The 17,417-nt window shown below is 72.9% G+C and carries 15 protein-coding genes; 9 read left to right on the top strand and 6 right to left on the bottom strand.

Going from position 1 to position 17,417, the window contains the following annotated elements:
* Positions 1-81 precede the first annotated feature (81 nt).
* Together ACFVU9_RS32430 and ACFVU9_RS32425 are read right to left on the bottom strand one after the other, a co-directional pair.
* Positions 82-858, bottom strand: coding sequence for an MHYT domain-containing protein (locus tag ACFVU9_RS32430; protein WP_380435539.1), 777 nt, complete (start codon positions 856-858; stop codon positions 82-84).
* A gap of 339 nt (positions 859-1,197) precedes the next feature.
* The gene (locus ACFVU9_RS32425) at positions 1,198-1,602 is read right to left on the bottom strand and encodes a VOC family protein (RefSeq protein ID WP_380435541.1); all 405 of its coding nucleotides are present in this window, start codon (positions 1,600-1,602) and stop codon (positions 1,198-1,200) included.
* A 143-nt stretch (positions 1,603-1,745) separates the two neighbouring features.
* On the opposite strand from ACFVU9_RS32425, the gene ACFVU9_RS32420 reads away from it, so the two are divergent.
* Positions 1,746-2,180 (top strand): MarR family transcriptional regulator, encoded by a 435-nt coding sequence (locus tag ACFVU9_RS32420; RefSeq protein WP_359967692.1) that lies wholly within the window; start codon positions 1,746-1,748, stop codon positions 2,178-2,180.
* 122 nt (positions 2,181-2,302) lie between these two features.
* Positions 2,303-3,823: an MFS transporter gene (locus ACFVU9_RS32415; protein WP_387599585.1), complete on the top strand. Its 1,521-nt coding sequence runs from the start codon at positions 2,303-2,305 to the stop codon at positions 3,821-3,823.
* Between the two features lie 59 nt (positions 3,824-3,882).
* Here the strand turns inward: ACFVU9_RS32415 and ACFVU9_RS32410 are convergent, their stop codons facing one another.
* On the bottom strand, positions 3,883-4,401 hold the full coding sequence (locus tag ACFVU9_RS32410; protein WP_387599582.1) for a GNAT family N-acetyltransferase: 519 nt from the start codon (positions 4,399-4,401) through the stop codon (positions 3,883-3,885).
* Between the two features lie 53 nt (positions 4,402-4,454).
* Between ACFVU9_RS32410 and thpR the strand changes: the two genes are divergently transcribed.
* On the top strand, positions 4,455-5,048 hold the full coding sequence (gene thpR / locus ACFVU9_RS32405) for an RNA 2',3'-cyclic phosphodiesterase (protein WP_387599579.1): 594 nt from the start codon (positions 4,455-4,457) through the stop codon (positions 5,046-5,048).
* On the opposite strand, the gene ACFVU9_RS32400 is transcribed toward thpR, so the two are convergent.
* On the bottom strand, positions 5,049-5,639 hold the full coding sequence (locus ACFVU9_RS32400) for a TetR/AcrR family transcriptional regulator (protein WP_380498372.1): 591 nt from the start codon (positions 5,637-5,639) through the stop codon (positions 5,049-5,051).
* Positions 5,640-5,749: 110 nt separating this feature from the next.
* Here ACFVU9_RS32400 and ACFVU9_RS32395 point away from each other — a divergent pair, with 110 nt between their 5' ends.
* Positions 5,750-6,544: an SDR family oxidoreductase gene (locus ACFVU9_RS32395; protein ID WP_387599575.1), complete on the top strand. Its 795-nt coding sequence runs from the start codon at positions 5,750-5,752 to the stop codon at positions 6,542-6,544.
* A gap of 258 nt (positions 6,545-6,802) precedes the next feature.
* On the opposite strand, the gene serC is transcribed toward ACFVU9_RS32395, so the two are convergent.
* Positions 6,803-7,921 carry a phosphoserine transaminase gene (gene serC, locus ACFVU9_RS32390; RefSeq protein ID WP_380435553.1) on the bottom strand — a complete coding sequence of 373 codons (1,119 nt, stop codon included), beginning with the start codon at positions 7,919-7,921 and terminating at the stop codon, positions 6,803-6,805.
* 163 nt (positions 7,922-8,084) lie between these two features.
* Positions 8,085-9,185, bottom strand: a complete 1,101-nt coding sequence (locus ACFVU9_RS32385) for a citrate synthase 2 (protein WP_380435555.1) — start codon at positions 9,183-9,185, stop codon at positions 8,085-8,087.
* A 418-nt stretch (positions 9,186-9,603) separates the two neighbouring features.
* Here ACFVU9_RS32385 and pdxH point away from each other — a divergent pair, with 418 nt between their 5' ends.
* The 5 genes from pdxH to ACFVU9_RS32360 form a co-directional block, all read left to right on the top strand.
* Complete coding sequence (gene pdxH / locus ACFVU9_RS32380; protein WP_380435760.1) at positions 9,604-10,236, top strand: pyridoxamine 5'-phosphate oxidase; 633 nt, start codon at positions 9,604-9,606, stop codon at positions 10,234-10,236.
* A gap of 155 nt (positions 10,237-10,391) precedes the next feature.
* Complete coding sequence (gene fxsA, locus ACFVU9_RS32375) at positions 10,392-10,583, top strand: FxSxx-COOH cyclophane-containing RiPP peptide (protein WP_359967709.1); 192 nt, start codon at positions 10,392-10,394, stop codon at positions 10,581-10,583.
* Positions 10,584-10,743: 160 nt separating this feature from the next.
* On the top strand, positions 10,744-12,126 hold the full coding sequence (locus tag ACFVU9_RS32370) for a TIR-like protein FxsC (RefSeq protein WP_380435558.1): 1,383 nt from the start codon (positions 10,744-10,746) through the stop codon (positions 12,124-12,126).
* Positions 12,116-16,129, top strand: a complete 4,014-nt coding sequence (gene fxsT, locus ACFVU9_RS32365; RefSeq protein ID WP_380435560.1) for an FxSxx-COOH system tetratricopeptide repeat protein — start codon at positions 12,116-12,118, stop codon at positions 16,127-16,129. Before ACFVU9_RS32370 ends, fxsT begins: the two co-directional genes overlap by 11 nt.
* A gap of 67 nt (positions 16,130-16,196) precedes the next feature.
* On the top strand, positions 16,197-17,417 hold a 1,221-nt coding region (locus ACFVU9_RS32360; protein ID WP_387599570.1), incomplete at its 3' end, for an FxsB family cyclophane-forming radical SAM/SPASM peptide maturase.

The raw sequence follows: 17,417 nt of genomic DNA, 5'->3' as shown, positions 1-17,417 counted from the left end.
GAGGCCGGGCCCGGTGGGTTCGGGCCCGGCCTCCGCCGTGCGTGCGCTGAGTGTCGGCGAGCACTCAGAGCCGGCGAGCGCTCAGCGCCGGCGTGCGGCCAGTGGTGCGGCGTGGCCGACGACGACGGGCTGGGTGACGCTCTTGCTCGGCGACACCGCGAAGGCGAGCGCGCCGAAGAACACGTAGCAGCCGAGCCCGACCCCGAGCGGGAAGATGAACTCCAGCGCCATCACGCCGCCCTGGGTGTTCTGCGAGAAGTCGAGTTCGACGGAGAGCGCCGACATGCCCGTGTAGTGCATCGCGCACACGGCGACGCCCATCACCGGCGCCGCCGCCAGGACGGCCAGCGTGCCGCGGATGTTCAGCGCGGCCCAGAGCGCGGCCGTCGCCGCGAACACCGCGATGCCGATGGACAGCCCGACCGTCGTGCGGTCGTAGTGCACGTGCCCGGGCAGGACCATCGCGGCCATGCCGAGGTAGTGCATCGCCGCGACCCCGAGGCCCGTGGTCAGGCCGCCGGCGAGCAGCGACAGCACCGGGCGCCTGCTGTACCCGACGGTGAACAGGCCGACGCCGACGACGACGATCGCGACCACGAGGCTGAGCACCGTCGGCCCGGGCCGGTAGGTGATGTCGACGCCGCTGACGGAGAAGCCGAGCATCGCGATGAAGTGCATGGACCAGATTCCGGCGCCGAGCGAAGTGGCCGCGAAGAGCAGCCAGTTGACCCGGGTGCGGCCCTGGGAGACGAGCGCCCAGCGGGCGCTGCGCAGGGCGACGAACGAGCCGAGGCAGGCGACGAAGTACGAGACCGCCGGTGTTATCCAGCCGTGGTCGGCATGGTGGATCTCACCCAATGACAGCTCCCTGGACGGATGAGGGGGGAAGAGGGCGCCAGGGCTCGGGCGGACGCGGGACTGCCGGGAGGAACGGGACGGCCGGTGGGGCGCGTGGGAAGGCGTGCGCAGTGGGCACGGACGGGGTCCGCCGGGGGGAGACCTGGCATGGTGCCCCTGACATGTGGTGCCCCTGACAACGGGGCCCTGACAACCGGGACAGTAACCACTGCCCGGCGGCCGCACAAGGTTCGGCGTTTTCGTGAAGTCCCAGGTCAGCGTGGGCCTTTACGGGGCCTGCATGATCTTGGCACCAATCCCTGACACCCTCTGCGCAGGTCCGCCGGGCCCGTTCGTGGGTTAGTCCAGGGGGGCTAGCCCGAACGGGTGGCCGGCTGGGTCGATCAGCACCTTGAGCGTGCGGCCGTGCTGGTACGTCGGCTCGGTGGCGCCGAGCTCCAGGGCCCGGCCGATGGCCTCGTCGAGGTCGTCGACGTAGAAGTCGAGGTGGAAGTGCTTGCCGCCGTCCGGTTCCGTCCAGGGCTCCGGGCGGTAGCCGGTGACCCGTCCGAAGGCCAGCGGGCTGCCGCCCTCGGGGTTGTCGAGGATCGCGAAGTGCTCGTCCGCGTGGCGGGTCTCCCAGCCGAGCAGTTCGCCGTAGAACCCGGCCAGCGCGACCGGGTCGGCGCAGTCGATGGTGACCAGGGCGAGCCGGGCGAAGCCGGTGCCGTTCGGGGCGGCCTGGTCGGCGGCGAGGTCGGACATGTCTGGTCGGCCCTTCTGGGAGTCGAGACCTATGTCCAATATGGCACCGGGGCGATCTTCCGGCGCGGCGGTGGACCGCGGGGAGGGTGGGGAGGGCGGTAACCAATTTTCGTTAGCGAGAGTAATGACGTAAGCTAACGACCATGCCCGAGATGTCCGAGCAGGACCTCGCAGCGGTCAACCAGCTGCGATCGTCCACGATGCGCCTCTCCCGCCGGCTCAAACACCAGCGGGTCGAGGAGTCGCTGAGCCCTACCGAGATGGGGGTGCTGGGCACCCTCGCCCGGTGCGGAAAGGCCACGCCGGGTGAGCTCGCCCGGAAGGAGCACGTGCAGCCCCCTTCGATGACCAGGATCGTCGCGATGCTGGAGGAGAAGGGGCTCGTGCGGCGCGAGCCGCACCCCGAGGACCGCCGCCAGGTGGTCGTCAGCAGCACCGAGCAGGCCGAGGCGATCCTGGCGGAGAGCCGCCGGCGTCGCAACGCCTGGCTCGCCGAGCTCGCCGAAGGGCTCGACGAGGAGGAATGGGCCGTCCTCCGGGAGGCCGCGCCCGTGCTCTACAAGCTCGCACACCTCTAGGCACGCCCAGTCCGACCTGCCAGTCGGAGAAGAAGGAGCACCGCATCACCGCAGGACCGACCACGAACACCAGGAGCGCGACGGCCGTTGTACGGGCCGTCGCGCCGCGAGGGGAGAACACCGTGACACCGCCGGCCGCAGCCGCCGCCGCCATCCGTACCGACGAGCCGACCACCGACCCCGCCGCGGCCACCGCCGCGGCCGCCGACAGCCAGGCACCCGCCCCCACGGGGCTGCCGGGCAACGGCGACGACGACCCCGACGAACGCACCGCGGCGGACGACCCCGCCGCTCCCGGCCGCAGCCACGCGGCCGCATCCCCGACCGGTGCCACCTTCACGCGGCCCCGGGGGATGTTCTCCTCACTGCGCGTTCGCAACTACCGCTACTACTTCGCCGGCCAGGTGGTGTCCAACACCGGTACCTGGATGCAGCGGATCGCCCAGGACTGGCTGGTGCTCAGCCTCACCGGCAGCCCGCTCGCCGTCGGCATCACCACCGCGATGCAGTTCCTGCCGATGCTGCTGCTGGGCCTGTTCGGCGGCGTCCTCGCCGACCGGATGCCCAAGCGCCGGCTGCTGATCTACACCCAGGGCGCGATGGGCCTGCTCGCCGCGGGCCTCGCCGTGATGACCGTCGGCGGCATCGTGACGCCGTACTACGTGTACGCGTTCGCCCTGCTCCTCGGCCTGGTCACCGTGGTGGACAACCCCACCCGGCAGGCCTTCGTGTCCGAGATGGTCGGCCCGAAGGACCTCGCCAACGCGGTCAGCCTCAACGCCGCCAACTTCCAGACCGCGCGCCTGGTCGGCCCCGCCGTCGCGGGCCTGCTGATCGCCGCGGTCGGCAGCGGCTGGGCGTTCGCCGTCAACGCGCTGTCCTTCGCCGCCGTGATCGGCGGACTGCTCGCGATGCGGGAGAGCGAGCTGCGCCCGACCGAGCCGATCGCCCGCGAGAAGGGGCAGCTGCGCGAGGGACTGCGGTACGTGAAGGAGCGGCCCGAGCTGCTCTGGCCGATGGTGCTCGCCGGGTTCATCGGCACCTTCGGCTTCAACTTCCCGACGCTGCTGGCCGGTTTCGCGCACGACACCTTCAAGGTGGGCGCCGGGCAGTACGGCCTGCTGAACACCGCGATGGCGGTCGGCTCGCTGGCCGGAGCGCTGCTCGCGGCCCGCCGGGGCGCGCCGCGCCTGCGCCGGCTGGTGGCGGCGGCGCTGGGCTTCGGCGCGCTGGAGGTCGTGGCCGCGTTCGCGCCCGACTACTGGACCTTCGCGGCGCTGCTGACGCTGATCGGGGTGTTCGGGCTGAGCTTCAACACCTCGGTCAACTCGATGCTGCAGCTGGCCACCGACCCCGAGATGCGGGGCCGGGTGATGGGCCTGCTGGTGCTGGTCTTCACCGGCGGCACGCCGATCGGCGCGCCGATCGTGGGCTGGGTCACCGCCTCGTACGGGCCCCGGCTCGGGTTGCTGGCCTGCGGGCTGGTGTCCGCGCTGGCGGCCGGTGCGGTGGGCCTGGTGCTCGCCCGCAGCGCGGACCTGAAGGTGCGCTTCGACCTGCACCCGGGCCGCGGCGGCCGGGTGGTGGCCGTCGTGCCGCGGACCCGGACCACGTCCAAGTCTCAGCTGGCTCCGGCCTGCTGACGAATCGTCAGGCCTCGGGTGCGGCAACGCCCCCGAGGCCTGAGGTGTACCCGGACGCCTTAGAGCCGGATCTCCAGGACCTGGCCGACCCACACGCCGTTCGGCTGCTCGACCTCGAAGGACTCGGTCTCGGTGAAGCCGAGGGCCCGGTACTGGCCGACGAGCTTGCGGTCGTTGCCGCCGTAGCAGTCCACCCGGAGCAGGCCGATGCCGCGCCGGCGGGTCTCGTCGAGCGCGTCGGCGATCAGCGCGGCGCCGATGCCCGAGCCCTTGCGCGTGCGGTCGGTCACCAGGTTGCGGACGTACAGCTCGCGCTCGTCCACCGCGGGGATGTACTGCCCCCGCTCCTCGGACAGGACGCACGCGCCGACGGTGCGGCCCTCGTCGTCCACGGCCAGGCGCATCAGGAACGGCTCGCGGCCGTACTTCTCGACGTGCTCCACCCGGGCCGGGAGGGTGGAGAAGGGCTGGTCGCCCCACTGGCCGGTGCGGCCCTGGCCGGCCAGCCAGGCCACGGCGCCGTCGAGCAGGGCGAGCAGGTCGGGCACGTCTTCGGGGCCCCCGTTGCGGATCTTCATGGAGAAAGTTCTAGTGCAGACGACGGCTCGGCGGAAGGGCGGAAGATAAGACCATGAGATTGTTCGTGGCGGTGCTCCCGCCGGTCGAGGCGTTGCAGGGGCTCTCCGACGCGGTGGCGCCGGTGCGCGGGCTGCCCGGGGCGGACCGGCTGCGCTGGACCACGGTCGACGGCTGGCACCTGACGCTGGCCTTCCTCGGGCAGGTGCCGGAGGACCGGTTGCCGGAGCTGGAGACGGCCCTGGCCGCCGTCGCCGAGGCCCACCCGGCGCACCGGCTGCGGCTCGCGGGTGCGGGCCGGTTCGGCGACCGGGTGCTCTGGGCGGGGGTCGAGGGGCAGGCCTGGGCGCTGCGCAGGCTCGCCGAGGCCGTGAACGAGGCCACCGCGGACGTCACCGGCGAGGTGGACGCGTTCGCCTTCCATCCGCACCTCACGCTCGCCCGGGCCGGTTCGTCGCGCGGGCACCGGAGAGCCGTCCAGCGGGTCGCGGCGGCCGAGCTGGAGGGACTGGCCGCCGCGCTGGCCGACTACCGGGGGCCGGAGTGGGAGGCCGCCGACCTGCGCCTGATGAAGAGCGACCTGGACGGCGGCTTCGCGCACTACGAGACCGTCCGCGCGTGGCCGTTGGCGCGCTGGGCGGTCGGCTGATCACGGCCAGGCGCGCATCGCGACGGCCGCGACCTGCTCCAGCTCCGCCCGGCTCGCGCCGTCGCGGGCGCGCAGCGTCATGCCGTGGACGACGGTCGCGATGAACTGCGCCAGCGCGGCCGGGTCGGTGCCGGCCGGCTCCAGGCCGGCGGCGACGTCGGCGCGGATCCGGGACTCCAGGTCGCGCACGTTGGCCTCGCGCTGCTCGCGGACGGCCTGCACGACGTCGGGCGAGGTGCAGTTGACCGTCGAGCCGACCAGCAGGCAGCCCCAGGGGTGGGCCGGGTCGGTGAGCACGGCCGCGGCTTCGCGCAGCATCCGGTCGACGCCGGCCCTGGTGGTCGGCTCCTCCGCGAAGGCGCGCGCCGTGTGGATGCCGTACGTCTCCTGGTAGCGGGCCACGACCTCGGCGAAGAGCGTCCGCTTGTCGCCGAAGGCCGCGTACAGGCTCGGCGGGCGGATGCCCATGGCGGCGGTGAGGTCGGCGACCGAGGTGGCCTCGTAGCCGCGCTCCCAGAAGAGCCGCAGGGCCTGTTCGAGGGCGGCCTCGCGGTCGAAGGAGCGGGGGCGCCCGCGCGTCGTGCTGGTCATGGCCAGATTTTATATCGAGCGCTACAGAAGCCGTGCTACGGTTCTATTCATTAGCGATCACTACAGAAACAGATCGCTGCAGGAGTCGACCGGAGTGAGGGGGCGTGGCCATGGGCGCGCTGGCAGGGAAGACGGCACTGGTGACGGGTGGCAGCCGGGGCATCGGGCGGGGCATCGCCGAGCGGCTCGGCCGGGACGGCGCGCTGGTCGCCGTGCACTACGGCCGCAACGGGAAGGCCGCCGAGGAGGTCGTGCGGACGATCGAGGCGGCGGGCGGACGGGCCTTCGCCATCGGCGCCGAATTGGGCGTGCCCGGCGACGCCGACGCGCTGTGGGCGGCCTTCGACCAGGGGCTGGCGGCGTACGGCGCCGAGCACGGGGCCAGCCACGGCGGGGGAGCCGAGGGGCTGGACGTCCTGGTCAACAACGCGGGCATGGGCCTGTTCGGGAGGGTCCACGAGCTGGCCGAGGCGGGCTACGACGAGGTGTTCGCGGTGAACGCCAAGGCGCCGTTCTTCGTCGTCCAGCGCGGCCTGGAGCGCCTGCGGGACGGCGGGCGGATCGTCAACGTCTCGTCCGCCGTGACCCGGGTGGCCTTCCCGTCGGCCATCGCCTACGCGATGACCAAGGGCGCGCTGGAGACCTTCACCCTGGCCCTGGCCGAGGAGCTCGGGCCGCGCGGGATCACCGTGAACGCGGTGCGGCCCGGCGTCGTCCCGACCGACGTCAACCCGTGGCTGGAGGACCCCGCGGCGCGGGAGCGGACGGCCGGGCAGTCGGTGCTCAAGCGGGTCGCCGAGGTGTCGGACATCGCCGACATCGTGGCCTTCCTGGCCTCCGCCGACTCCCGGTGGGTCACCGGCCAGAACATCGACGCCACCGGCGGGGCCGGACTCGGCGTCTAGCCGGGGGTGAGCCGGAGGTACGCTCGTTGACCGTGGATCCCAAGACTCGCATGCGCATCGTGACCGGCACCCTGGTGCTCCTGCTGGTCGTCGTCCTGGTCGGCTCGCTGGTCAACCGGTAGCGGCGGCACCCCGGCGGGCCTCCCGCCGGGGGCAGTCCGGCGGCACTCCGGCAACACTCCGGCAGCAGCCACGCGGCAATGACGAGAGGGCCACCGCACGCGTGCGGTGGCCCTCTCGTCGTCGGTGTGCCGGGTGCTAGAGCGCCTCGACCACGTAGTCGATGCACTGCGTGAGCGCCTCGACGTCCGCCGGGTCGATCGCCGGGAACATCGCGATGCGCAGCTGGTTGCGGCCGAGCTTGCGGTACGGCTCGGTGTCCACGATGCCGTTGGCACGCAGTGCCTTGGCGACCGCGGCGGCGTCCACCGACTCGTCGAAGTCGATCGTGCCGACCACCTGCGAGCGCTCGGCCGGGTTGGCGACGAACGGGGTCGCGTAGGACGACTTCTCGGCCCAGCCGTACAGCCGGGACGAGGAATCAGCCGTACGGGCGACGGCCCAGTCGAGCCCGCCGTTGCCGTTCAGCCACTCCAGCTGGTCGGCCAGCAGGAACAGCGTGGAGAGCGACGGGGTGTTGTACGTCTGGTCCTTCGACGAGTTGTCGATGGCCGTCGGCAGCGAGAAGAACGGCGGGATGTAGCGGCCGGAGGCGGCGATCTCGGCGGCGCGCTCCAGGGCGGCCGGGGAGAAGGTGGCCAGCCACAGGCCGCCCTCGGAGGCGAAGGACTTCTGCGGGGCGAAGTAGTAGACGTCGGTCTCGGTGATGTCCACCGGCAGGCCGCCGGCGCCCGAGGTGGCGTCCACCAGCACCAGCGAGCCCTCGTCCGCGCCCGCCGGGCGCGCGATCGGCATCGCGACACCGGTCGAGGTCTCGTTGTGGGTGAGGCCGTAGACGTCCACGCCGGCCTCGGCGACCGGCAGCGGGTGGGTGCCCGGGGCGGTCTTGATCACGCTCGGCTCGCCCAGCCACGGCGCGGCCTTGACCGAGGAGGCGAACTTCGAGGAGAACTCGCCGAAGTCCAGGTGCTGGGACTTCTCCCGCACCAGGCCGAAGGCGGCGATGTCCCAGAAGGCGGTGGAGCCGCCGTTGCCGAGCACCACCTCGTAGCCCTCGGGCAGCGAGAACAGGCTGCTCACGCCCTCGCGCACGCGCTTGACCAGGTTCTTCACCGGGGCCTGGCGGTGGGAGGTGCCGAGCAGGGAGGTCTGGGTGGCGGCGAGGGCACTCAGGGCCTCGGGGCGCACCTTGGACGGTCCGCAGCCGAAACGGCCGTCTGCGGGCTTGATGTCAGCGGGGATCTGGATCTGAGCCACGCGCCGCAGCCTACCGGCCGGGGCACGGGCGGGGATACGGTCGTCCGCGTCCTGAGACTGTGATCTCGACTGCTCCCGGACAAGCCGAAGCGGGTCCGGCCGGAGCCGGACCCGCTGGTCAGGGACGGTGCGTCAGGGGGACGCCGGGGGCGTCCGCCTGACGTCAGTGGACGATGGCGTCCCAGCCCTCGATCTCCTCGGGGCGACGCGCGCCGGGGCCGATGTAGCGCGCGGAGGGGCGCACGAGCCGGCCCGTGCGCTTCTGCTCCAGGATGTGCGCCGACCAGCCGGCCGTGCGCGCGCACGTGAACATCGAGGTGAACATGTGCGCCGGGACCTCGGCGAAGTCCAGCATGATGGCGGCCCAGAACTCGACGTTGGTGGCGAGGACGCGGTCCGGGCGGCGGTTGTGCAGCTCCTCCAGCGCGGCCTTCTCCAGCGCCTCGGCGACCTCGAAGCGCGGCGCGCCGAGCTCCTTGGCGGTGCGGCGCAGCACGCGGGCGCGCGGGTCCTCGGCGCGGTAGACGCGGTGGCCGAAGCCCATCAGGCGCTCGCCCTTGTCCAGCGCGTTCTTGACCCACGTGACCGCGTCGCCGGTGCGCTCGATCTCCTCGATCATGCCGAGCACGCGGGAGGGCGCACCGCCGTGCAGCGGGCCGGACATCGCGCCGACCGCGCCGGACAGCGCGGCGGCGACGTCGGCGCCGGTGGAGGCGATGACGCGGGCGGTGAAGGTGGAGGCGTTCATGCCGTGCTCGGCGGCCGAGGTCCAGTACGCGTCGACGGCCTTGACGTGCTTCGGGTCCGGCTCGCCGCGCCAGCGGATCATGAACCGCTCGACGACCGTCTCGGCCTTGTCGATCTCGCTCTGCGGGACCATCGGCAGGCCCTGGCCGCGGGCCGACTGGGCGACGTAGGACAGGGCCATGACGGCGGCGCGGGCGAGGTCGTCGCGGGCCTGCTCGGCGGAGATGTCGAGCAGCGGCTTGAGGCCCCAGACCGGGGCGAGCATGGCGAGCGCGGACTGGACGTCGACCCGGATGTCGCCGGAGTGCACCGGGATCGGGAAGGGCTCGGCGGCCGGCAGGCCGGGGTTGAACTTGCCGTCCACCAGCAGGCCCCACACGTGGCCGAAGGAGACCTTGCCGACCAGGTCGTCGATGTCCACACCGCGGTATCGGAGGGCGCCGCCCTCGCGGTCGGGCTCCGCGATCTCGCTCTCGAACGCGACGACTCCCTCAAGCCCGGGTACGAAGTCGGACATGCGACGGCTCCTTCAGTTCTGCGATCGGCGCTCCGCCGTGGTGGGGCGGGCACGCCAGTGACCGAATGGTGGTTGGCACTCGGTGCCAGAGTGGCAGGCACGGGGTGCATTGCGCCATACACCACCGTGGTGATGTTTCCCGCGGGCCCGCTTGACTTTTCCGCCGAGGGTCGGTCGTGCCCGGGAAATCTCCGGAACCGAAAGCCGTGTTCCGGACAATTCACCGTACGACGGGCGGCCAAGCGGTGGCGAGTCACCTTATCTCCCACCGGGGTTTGTCTCGAGGTAGCGGTGCCGGTTGCTTGTCGTACGGGATGATGTTGGCGTGCAGACCCCGGAACGCGCCCAGTCGACGCCCCTGAGCCCCGCCACCCGGAACCTGGCCGACGAGGCCCGGCCCGGTCCGGACCTCACGGTGATGCGCAAGCACTACACCCACGAGGGCCTGGTCGAGGAGCAGCTCGCGCCCGACCCGCTCGGCCAGTTCACCCGCTGGTTCCACGAGGCGGACGACGCCGGCGTGATCGAGCCCAACGCCATGGTGCTCTCCACCGCCGACGCCCAGGGGCGGCCCAACTCGCGCACCGTCCTGCTCAAGGGCTACGACGCGCGCGGCTTCGTTTTCTATACCAACTACGGCTCCACCAAGGGCTCGGAGCTCTCGGCGAACCCGCACGCGGCCCTGCTCTTCCCGTGGATCGCGCTGGCCCGCCAGGTCATCGTCCAGGGCCGGGTCGAGAAGGTCGGCCGGGACGAGACCGCCGCCTACTTCCGCACCCGCCCGCACGGCTCCCAGCTCGGCGCCTGGGCCAGCGAGCAGTCCAGTCCGGTCGCCGGCCGCGAGGTCCTCGAACGGCGCTACGCCGAACTGGAACGCCGCTACCCCGAGGGCGAGGGCGTGCCCGTCCCGCCGTTCTGGGGCGGCTACCGGGTGGTCCCGGAGAGCGTCGAGTTCTGGCAGGGCCGCGAGAACCGCCTCCACGACCGCCTCCGCTACCTCGCCGACCCCGCCGCCCCCACCGGCTGGCGCGTCGAACGCCTCTGCCCCTGACGGCGGGGCGGGGGCGCGGCGGGCGCGGCGGCACAGTTGACCTGACGGTCCGTCATGATCAAGGTGCGGCGTAGTAGCATTCTGCCCGCGCGGACCTGGGTCGGATCCCACCGGGGCACCAGCCCGCCGTGCCGACACGATCGAGTGAGGGACTGATGGGCGTCACCGGTGCGGAAACCGCCGCTGGACTCGGCTCTGACCTGGTCGACGTCGCCGCCCTGCCGCTCGACGAACTCGACGCGCTGCCCGACACCGTCCTCGGCGACCTGCTGCGCCGGGTGGTCGCGGACGCGCTGACCCCCGGCGCGGAACCGCTCGCGGCGTTCCAGTCGGCGCTCGGCCGGTAGCGAGGGCGGTAGCGGGGCCTGCCGGGGCGTGCGCCCCACCACCGGTTAAACCCCCCGGAGCCTCCGAGTTCGCCAACTTCCCCGCGCGGCCGGTGGAGTTCACGACATGCTGGGTATGAAACCAGCGCCGTCGCGACACCGTCGGGCCTCGGGGGACAGAGTGCTGCAGCCTTACTTCTTCTTCAGCTACGCCCGTGTGGACTTCGAGGCGGAGGACGCCTTCGTCGACCAGTTCTTCAACGATCTGAGAGACGAGCTCGGGCGCATCGAACCCGCCGCGCGGGCCGAGGAGCTGGCGTACCGCGACACCGAGCAACTGCGCGTCGGCGACGACTGGGCCGAGCAGCTCGCCACCATGCTGGGCCGCAGCCGCACGATGGTCGCGCTCTACTCGCCCGCCTACTTCGCCAGCCTCTACTGCGGCAAGGAGTGGACCGCCTTCCGCGGCCGCGTCCGGCGCCACCACGAGGACACCGGCGAGCTCATCCCGGCGCTGGTCCCGGTGCTCTGGGAACCGGTCGTCCCGGGCGAGTTGGCCGCCGAGGTCACCAAGATCCAGTGGGCCCAGCCGGACATGGGCGAGGCCTACGCGCGGTACGGCCTGCGCGCGCTGCTGCGCACCGGGCCGCAGGGCGACGCCTACCGGCAGGTCGTCAAGGTCGTCGCCGAGCGCGTCCGCGACGCGGCCGCGCGCCGCCTCACCGAGCTCGCCGACTTCGACCTCAACGCGGTGCGCGGCTACTTCCCCGGCCCGCAGCCGGTGGAGCCCACGGCCGCCGCGGGCATGGTCCGGCTGTTCATCGCGGCCGGCCGGGCCTCGGAGGCCGCCGCCGAGGGCGGCTCCCACGCCGGCGGCTGGTACGGGGCCAAGCCCTGGCACTGGGCGCCGTACCACCCGCCCACGACGCCGTCCCTCGCGGTGCGCGCCCAGCGGGTGATCACCGCCGCCGGACACACCACCACCCTGGAGGAGGTCGGCACGGGCCTCGGCGAGAAGCTCGACCAGGCCCGCGAGGACAGCCAGGTCAGCGTCCTGCTGGTGGACCCCTGGGTGGCCGGGCACGACCGCTACCGCACCGCACTGCGCGAGTACGACGACCAGAACCACCCCGTCACCGGCGTGATGGTCCCGATGGGCAGCGCCGACCCGGAGGGGGAGCGCGACGCGCTCTGGGCCGGCGTGCGCGGCGTGTTCCGCCGCAACTGGCTGCGCCGGAGCGACCCGGAGCACCTCTTCCGCGTCAAGGTGAACCGGGAGAACTTCGACTCCGACCTCACCATCATGGTGACGGTCGCTCAGAACAAGCTCATGGACGACAACCTGGACTGGGGGGACGATGACGGTGGCGCATTCGGCTTCGGCCCCGGCGGCACCGGCGAACGGGCGATCCCCGGGCTGGCCATCCCGTTCGGTCCGCAGCCGGCCCCGGAGACCCCGCCACGGGAACCGGGGCGGTGGCCCAACCCGCCCGACGTGCCGAACCCGCGCGACCACCACGACGACGCAGCGCCCCTGAGGGGAGACCAGGACGATGATCACTGAGCCCGGAACAGAGCCGGCCCGCGGCGGACCGGGATCGGTCGTCACGTTCTACTCCTTCAAGGGCGGCACCGGCCGCACCATGGCCCTCGCCAACGTCGGCTGGATCCTCGCCAGCCGCGGCCTGCGCGTCCTCGTCGTCGACTGGGACCTGGAGGCGCCCGGCCTCCACCGCTACTACCACCCGCTGCTGGTCGACCCCGAACTCCACTCCACCGAGGGCCTGATCGACCTGCTGCGCTCCTACGTCAAACAGGCGCTGCCCTCCGCCGTCGGACCGACCGGCCTGCCCCCGGCCGCCTGGCTCGACGAACCGGGCCGGCTGGACGCCTACGTCTGCGGCCTCGCCCTCGACCTGCCGGCCGGCGGACGGCTCGACTTCCTCCCGGCCGGCCGGCAGAACGCCGCCTACGCCGCCGCCGTCACCAGCTTCAACTGGCGCAGCTTCTACCACGGGCGGGACATCCGCGGCGGCGAGTTCCTGCGCGAGCTGCGCGAACGCTGGTCCCGTACGTACGACTACGTGCTCATCGACAGCCGCACCGGCGTCAGCGACACCTCCGGCATCTGCACCGTCCTGATGCCCGACTCCGTCGTCGACTGCTTCACCTTCAGCGCCCAGAACATCCGCGGCGGCGTCGACGCCGCCCGGGCCATCGCCGAGGCCGAGGAACGGGCCATCCGCGTCCTGCCGGTGCCGATGCGGGTCGAGGACGCCGAGCAGGAGCGCCTCGAAGCCGGCCGCGACTTCGCCCGCGAGGCCTTCGCGCCCTACCTGGGCCGCTGGCTGCCCGCCGAACGCCGGGCCGGCTACTGGGCCGACGTCGAGGTCCCGTACAAGCCGTTCTACGCCTACGAGGAGGTGCCCGCCACCGTCGCCGACCGGCCGCAGGAGGCCCGCAGCCTGCTCAACGCCTTCGAACGGCTGGCCGGCTGGATCACCGACGGCAGGGTCCGCACCCTGCGCCCGCTCGGCTCCGAGACCCGCCGCCGCCTCTACGGCGCCTACCTGCGCTCCGCCCGCGCCGTGCCCCGGCAGGTCTTCGTCAGCTACGCGCCCGAGGACCGGATGTGGGCCGAGTGGGCGGCCGGCACCCTCACCCGCTTCGGCTACCAGTCCTCCCTGCACAACGCCGCCGAACCGTACACCGGCGGCCGCCCGCCCGAGGTCGCCGGGCCGCTCGACGGCCAGGGCCGGCTGCTCGCGCTGCTCTCGCCCGAGTACACCGCGCTGCCCCGCGCCGCCGAGGTCTGGCAACTGCTCCAGGGCCGCGAACTCGCCTCCGGCTCCCCGGCCCTCGTCGCCCTGCGGCTGCAGGACTCCGACGAGCCGGTGCCCCGCCCGTTCATCGGCCAGGCCGCGCCCGACCTCGTCCGCTCCTCCGCCGTCGCCGCCGAGTCCCAGCTCTACGGCGAGCTCGGCCCGCCGCCCGGCAGCGCCCGCCAGTCCGACTCCGACAGCGGCGAGTTCCTCGCCCCCGCGCGCTTCCCCGGCACCGCCCCGCAGGTCCAGGAGGCGCCCTCGCGCAACGCCTCCTTCATCGGTCGTGGCAAGCTCCTCGAACTGCTCCGCAACCGCTTCACCGGCGGCCCCGGCGCCGTGCTCAGCCAGGTCCTGTACGGCTTCGGCGGCGCCGGGAAGTCACAGATCGCCGCCGAGTACGCCCACCGCTTCAAGGCCGCCTACGACGTCGTCTGGTGGGTGCCCGCGGAGGAACCCGCCAACATCCCGCAGAAGCTCGCCGAACTCGCCCCGCGGCTCGGCGTGCCCACCAGCGACGACGTCGCGCACACCGCCGCCGCCGTCCTCGACGCGCTGCGCCGCGGCCAGCCCTACCGCCGCTGGCTGCTCGTCTTCGACAACGCCGGCACCCCCGAGGAACTCGCCCCCTGGCAGCCGGTCGGCTCCTCCGGCGGGCACGTCCTGATCACCTCCCGCAACCAGGGCTGGGCCCGGCACGCCGGCCTCGTCGAGGTCGACGTCTTCCTCCGCGAGGAGAGCATCCGGCTGCTGCGCCGCTTCAACAGCGGCCTCTCCCTGGAGGACGCCGACCAGGTCGCCCACCGCCTCGGCGACCTGCCGCTCGCCGTCGGCCAGGCCGCCGTCTGGCTGCAGGAGACGTCCATGCCGATCGCCACCTACCTCGAACTGCTCGACGAAGAGCTCACCGAGATGCTGGAGCGCACCGCCCTGCGCACCGCCGACTACCCGCACTCCGCCGCGGCCACCTGGCGCATCTCGGTCGAGGAACTGCGCCGGATGAACGCCCCGGCCGCCCAGATCCTGGAGATCTGCGCCTTCTTCGGCCCCGACGCCATCCCGATGCGGCTGCTCTACAGCCGCGCGGTCACCCGCGCCCTGCGGCTGCCCCCGCGCGCGCCCCGCGACAAGCTCGCGATCGGCGAATTCCTGCGCGCCATCAACCGGTTCGGGCTCGCCCGGACCGACCAGGGCAGCGAGACCATCACCGTGCACCGGCTCGTCCAGGCCGTGCTCCGGGACCAGGTCGAGGAGGAACGGCGGGCCGAACTGCGCGGTGTCGTCCACGCGGCGCTCGCCACCGCCAACCCCGGCGACCCCGACGTCCCCGCCAACTGGGCCGAGTACGCCGAACTCCTGCCGCACCTGTGGCCCTCCGGCGCCGTCGACAGCGCCGACGAGGACGTCCGGCAGTGGATCATCGACTCCGTCCGCTACCAGTGGAAGCGCAGCCTGCACGAGTCCGGCCGGGAACTCGCCGAGCGGACGCTCGAACACTGGAGCCGGGACGGCTACGGCGGGCCCGGCTTCGACGTCGACAACGACGCCCAGACGCTCATGCTGCGCACCCAGCTCAGCAACATCCGCCGGTCCCAGGGCGCCCTCCAGGAGGCGTACGAGATGGACCGCGACATCCTGGACCGGTTCACCGCGACCCTCGGCCCCGAGCACTCGCACACCCTCGCCGTCGCCAACAGCCTCGGCGCCGACCTGCGCTTCCTCGGCCGCTACGACGAGGCCCGCACCCTCGACCGCCGCACCCTGGACGCGGCCCGGCGCACCCTCGGGCCCGACCACCCGCGCACGCTCATGATCACCAACAACCTCGCCGTCTCCGACTACCTGGCCGGCGACCGGCGGGCGGCGTTGGAGCGCCACCGCAGCAACTACCTCCAGCAGCGCGACGCCCTCGGCGCGCACAGCCTCTACGCGCTCTCGTCCGCCTCCAACTACGCGCGCGACCTGCGCGAGACCGGACGCCTGCGGGAGGCCCTCGACCTGCTGGAGGAGACCGTCCGGATCTACCAGCAGACCATCGGCGACGGCCACACCGACACCCTCCGCGCCCGCAAGAACCTCGCCGTGGCCCTGCGGCGGGCCGGCCGCTACAACGAGGCCCTGGAGATAGACGAGGACATCTACCAGCGCTACCTGGACATCAACGGCCCCGAGCACCCCGACACCCTCGCCGCCGCCACCAACCTGGCCAGCGACCTCAACGCCCTCGGCCTCACCGAGCGGGCCATCCCGCTCGCCGAGCGGGCCCTCGCGCGGTACCGCGACTACCTGGGCGAGAACCACCCGGTGACCCTGGCGGGCGCCAACAACCTGTCCGTCTACCTGCGGCTGGCCGGCCGCCTGGAGGAGGCGAAGGCGTTGTCCGGGCGGACCCTGGCGCAGTTCCGGACGGTCCTCGGGGACCACCACCTCTACATCCCGATCGCGATGATGAACCACGCGAACGACCTGGCCCTGGCCGGGGAGACGCAGGAGGCGCTGGCCCTGGAACTGGAGGCCGCGCCCCTCATGACCGCGACGCTCGGCCAGGACCACTACGACTCGATCGGCATCAACTCCAACCTCTCGCTGTCGCTCGCGACCGCGGGGCAGACCGAGCGGGCGGCCGAGCTGCGGGCGGACTGCATCCGCCGGGCCCGGGCGACGCTGGGGGAGGAGCACCCGACGACCGTGGCGGTGAAGGCGGGGCTGCGGCTCGACTCGGACGTGGAGCCGCCGCACGTGTGACGTGTCGTCAATGAATCGGCGCCCACCGCTGTCAAGGGGCTCGGCCGGGCGGGGTTAGGCTCGCCGTATGGTGGCGTTCCGGCAGTTCCTGCTGAAGATCCACAGTCGGTGCAACCTGGCCTGCGACTACTGCTACGTCTACGAGGCCGCGGACCAGAGCTGGCGGGACCGGCCCCGGCGGATGGAGCTGCCGGTGGTCCGGCGCACCGCGCGCCGGATCGCCGAGCACGCGGCCGAGCACCGGCTCGACGAGGTCGTCGTGGTGCTGCACGGCGGGGAGCCGCTGCTCGTCGGCGCCGGTCATCTCGACGACCTGTTGGGGGAGTTGGCGGGAGCCGGGCCGCGGGTCCGGTTCAGCCTGCAGACCAACGGGCTCCGGCTGCTCGACGAGCCCGCGCTCCTGGACGTCCTGCACCGGTACCGCGTCGGCGTCGGGGTGTCACTGGACGGCACGCGCGCCGACCACGACCGGCACCGGCTGCTGCCCTCCGGCGCGGGCAGCTGGGAGCGGACCGCCGAAGCGGTGCGGCTGCTCGGCTCGCCCGAACACCGCTCGCTGTTCGCCGGATTGCTGTGCGTCGTCGACCTGGCGGCGGACCCGGTGGCCACCTACGAGGCCCTGCTGGAGTTCGCCCCGCCCCGGCTCGACCTGCTCCTGCCGCACGCGACCTGGCAGTCCCAGCCGGCGGGCGTGCGGCGCGTCCTGCCGTCCGCGCCCCCGGCCGGCGGGGAGGCGGCGCCGTACGGGGAGTGGCTGATCGCCGCCTTCGACCGGTGGTTCGACGCCCCCCGGCGGGAGACCGGCGTGCGGCTGTTCGAGGAGCTGGCCGTGCTGCTGCTCGGAGGGCGCGCGGCCAGCGAGGCTGTCGGGCTCGCGCCGGTGGACCTCGTGGTGATCGAGGCGGACGGCACGATCGAGCAGGCGGACAGTCTCAAGGCCGCGTACGACGGCGCCGCGGCGACGGGACTGGACGTGTGGCGGCACGGCTTCGCCGACGCTGCGGCGCATCCGGCCTTCTTGGCTCGCCAGCGTGGGGTGGACGGGCTCGGGCCGGTGTGTGTGGGGTGCCCGTTGGTCCGGGTGTGTGGGGGTGGGCTCTATGCGCATCGGTATGCGGGGGACGGGTTCGGGCATCCGTCTGTGTATTGCGCGGATTTGGATCGGTTGATTCGGCATGTGGTGGGGCGGTTGCGGGTGGAGGTGGGGGCCGCTGCGCGGGGCTTGGGGGGGCGTGGGCTTTCGGGTGGGTGGGGTTCGCCGGGGGTGGCTGCGGGGGTGGCCGCTCCG

Source organism: Kitasatospora sp. NPDC057936, assembly GCF_042887525.1.
Taxonomy (GTDB): Bacteria; Actinomycetota; Actinomycetes; order Streptomycetales; family Streptomycetaceae; genus Kitasatospora.
This window is presented reverse-complemented; position numbering and strand designations above follow the sequence as displayed.

What these genes read in the sequence shown, in the direction of transcription:
- ACFVU9_RS32425 (WP_380435541.1), bottom strand. Translation starts at nt 1,602, where the DNA reads ATGTCCGACCTCGCCGCCGACCAGGCCGCCCCGAACGGCACCGGCTTC.
- ACFVU9_RS32420 (WP_359967692.1), top strand. Translation starts at nt 1,746, where the DNA reads ATGCCCGAGATGTCCGAGCAGGACCTCGCAGCGGTCAACCAGCTGCGA.
- ACFVU9_RS32410 (WP_387599582.1), bottom strand. Translation starts at nt 4,401, where the DNA reads ATGAAGATCCGCAACGGGGGCCCCGAAGACGTGCCCGACCTGCTCGCC.
- thpR (WP_387599579.1), top strand. Translation starts at nt 4,455, where the DNA reads ATGAGATTGTTCGTGGCGGTGCTCCCGCCGGTCGAGGCGTTGCAGGGG.
- ACFVU9_RS32400 (WP_380498372.1), bottom strand. Translation starts at nt 5,639, where the DNA reads ATGACCAGCACGACGCGCGGGCGCCCCCGCTCCTTCGACCGCGAGGCC.
- ACFVU9_RS32395 (WP_387599575.1), top strand. Translation starts at nt 5,750, where the DNA reads ATGGGCGCGCTGGCAGGGAAGACGGCACTGGTGACGGGTGGCAGCCGG.
- ACFVU9_RS32385 (WP_380435555.1), bottom strand. Translation starts at nt 9,185, where the DNA reads ATGTCCGACTTCGTACCCGGGCTTGAGGGAGTCGTCGCGTTCGAGAGC.
- pdxH (WP_380435760.1), top strand. Translation starts at nt 9,604, where the DNA reads ATGCGCAAGCACTACACCCACGAGGGCCTGGTCGAGGAGCAGCTCGCG.
- fxsA (WP_359967709.1), top strand. Translation starts at nt 10,392, where the DNA reads ATGGGCGTCACCGGTGCGGAAACCGCCGCTGGACTCGGCTCTGACCTG.
- fxsT (WP_380435560.1), top strand. Translation starts at nt 12,116, where the DNA reads ATGATCACTGAGCCCGGAACAGAGCCGGCCCGCGGCGGACCGGGATCG.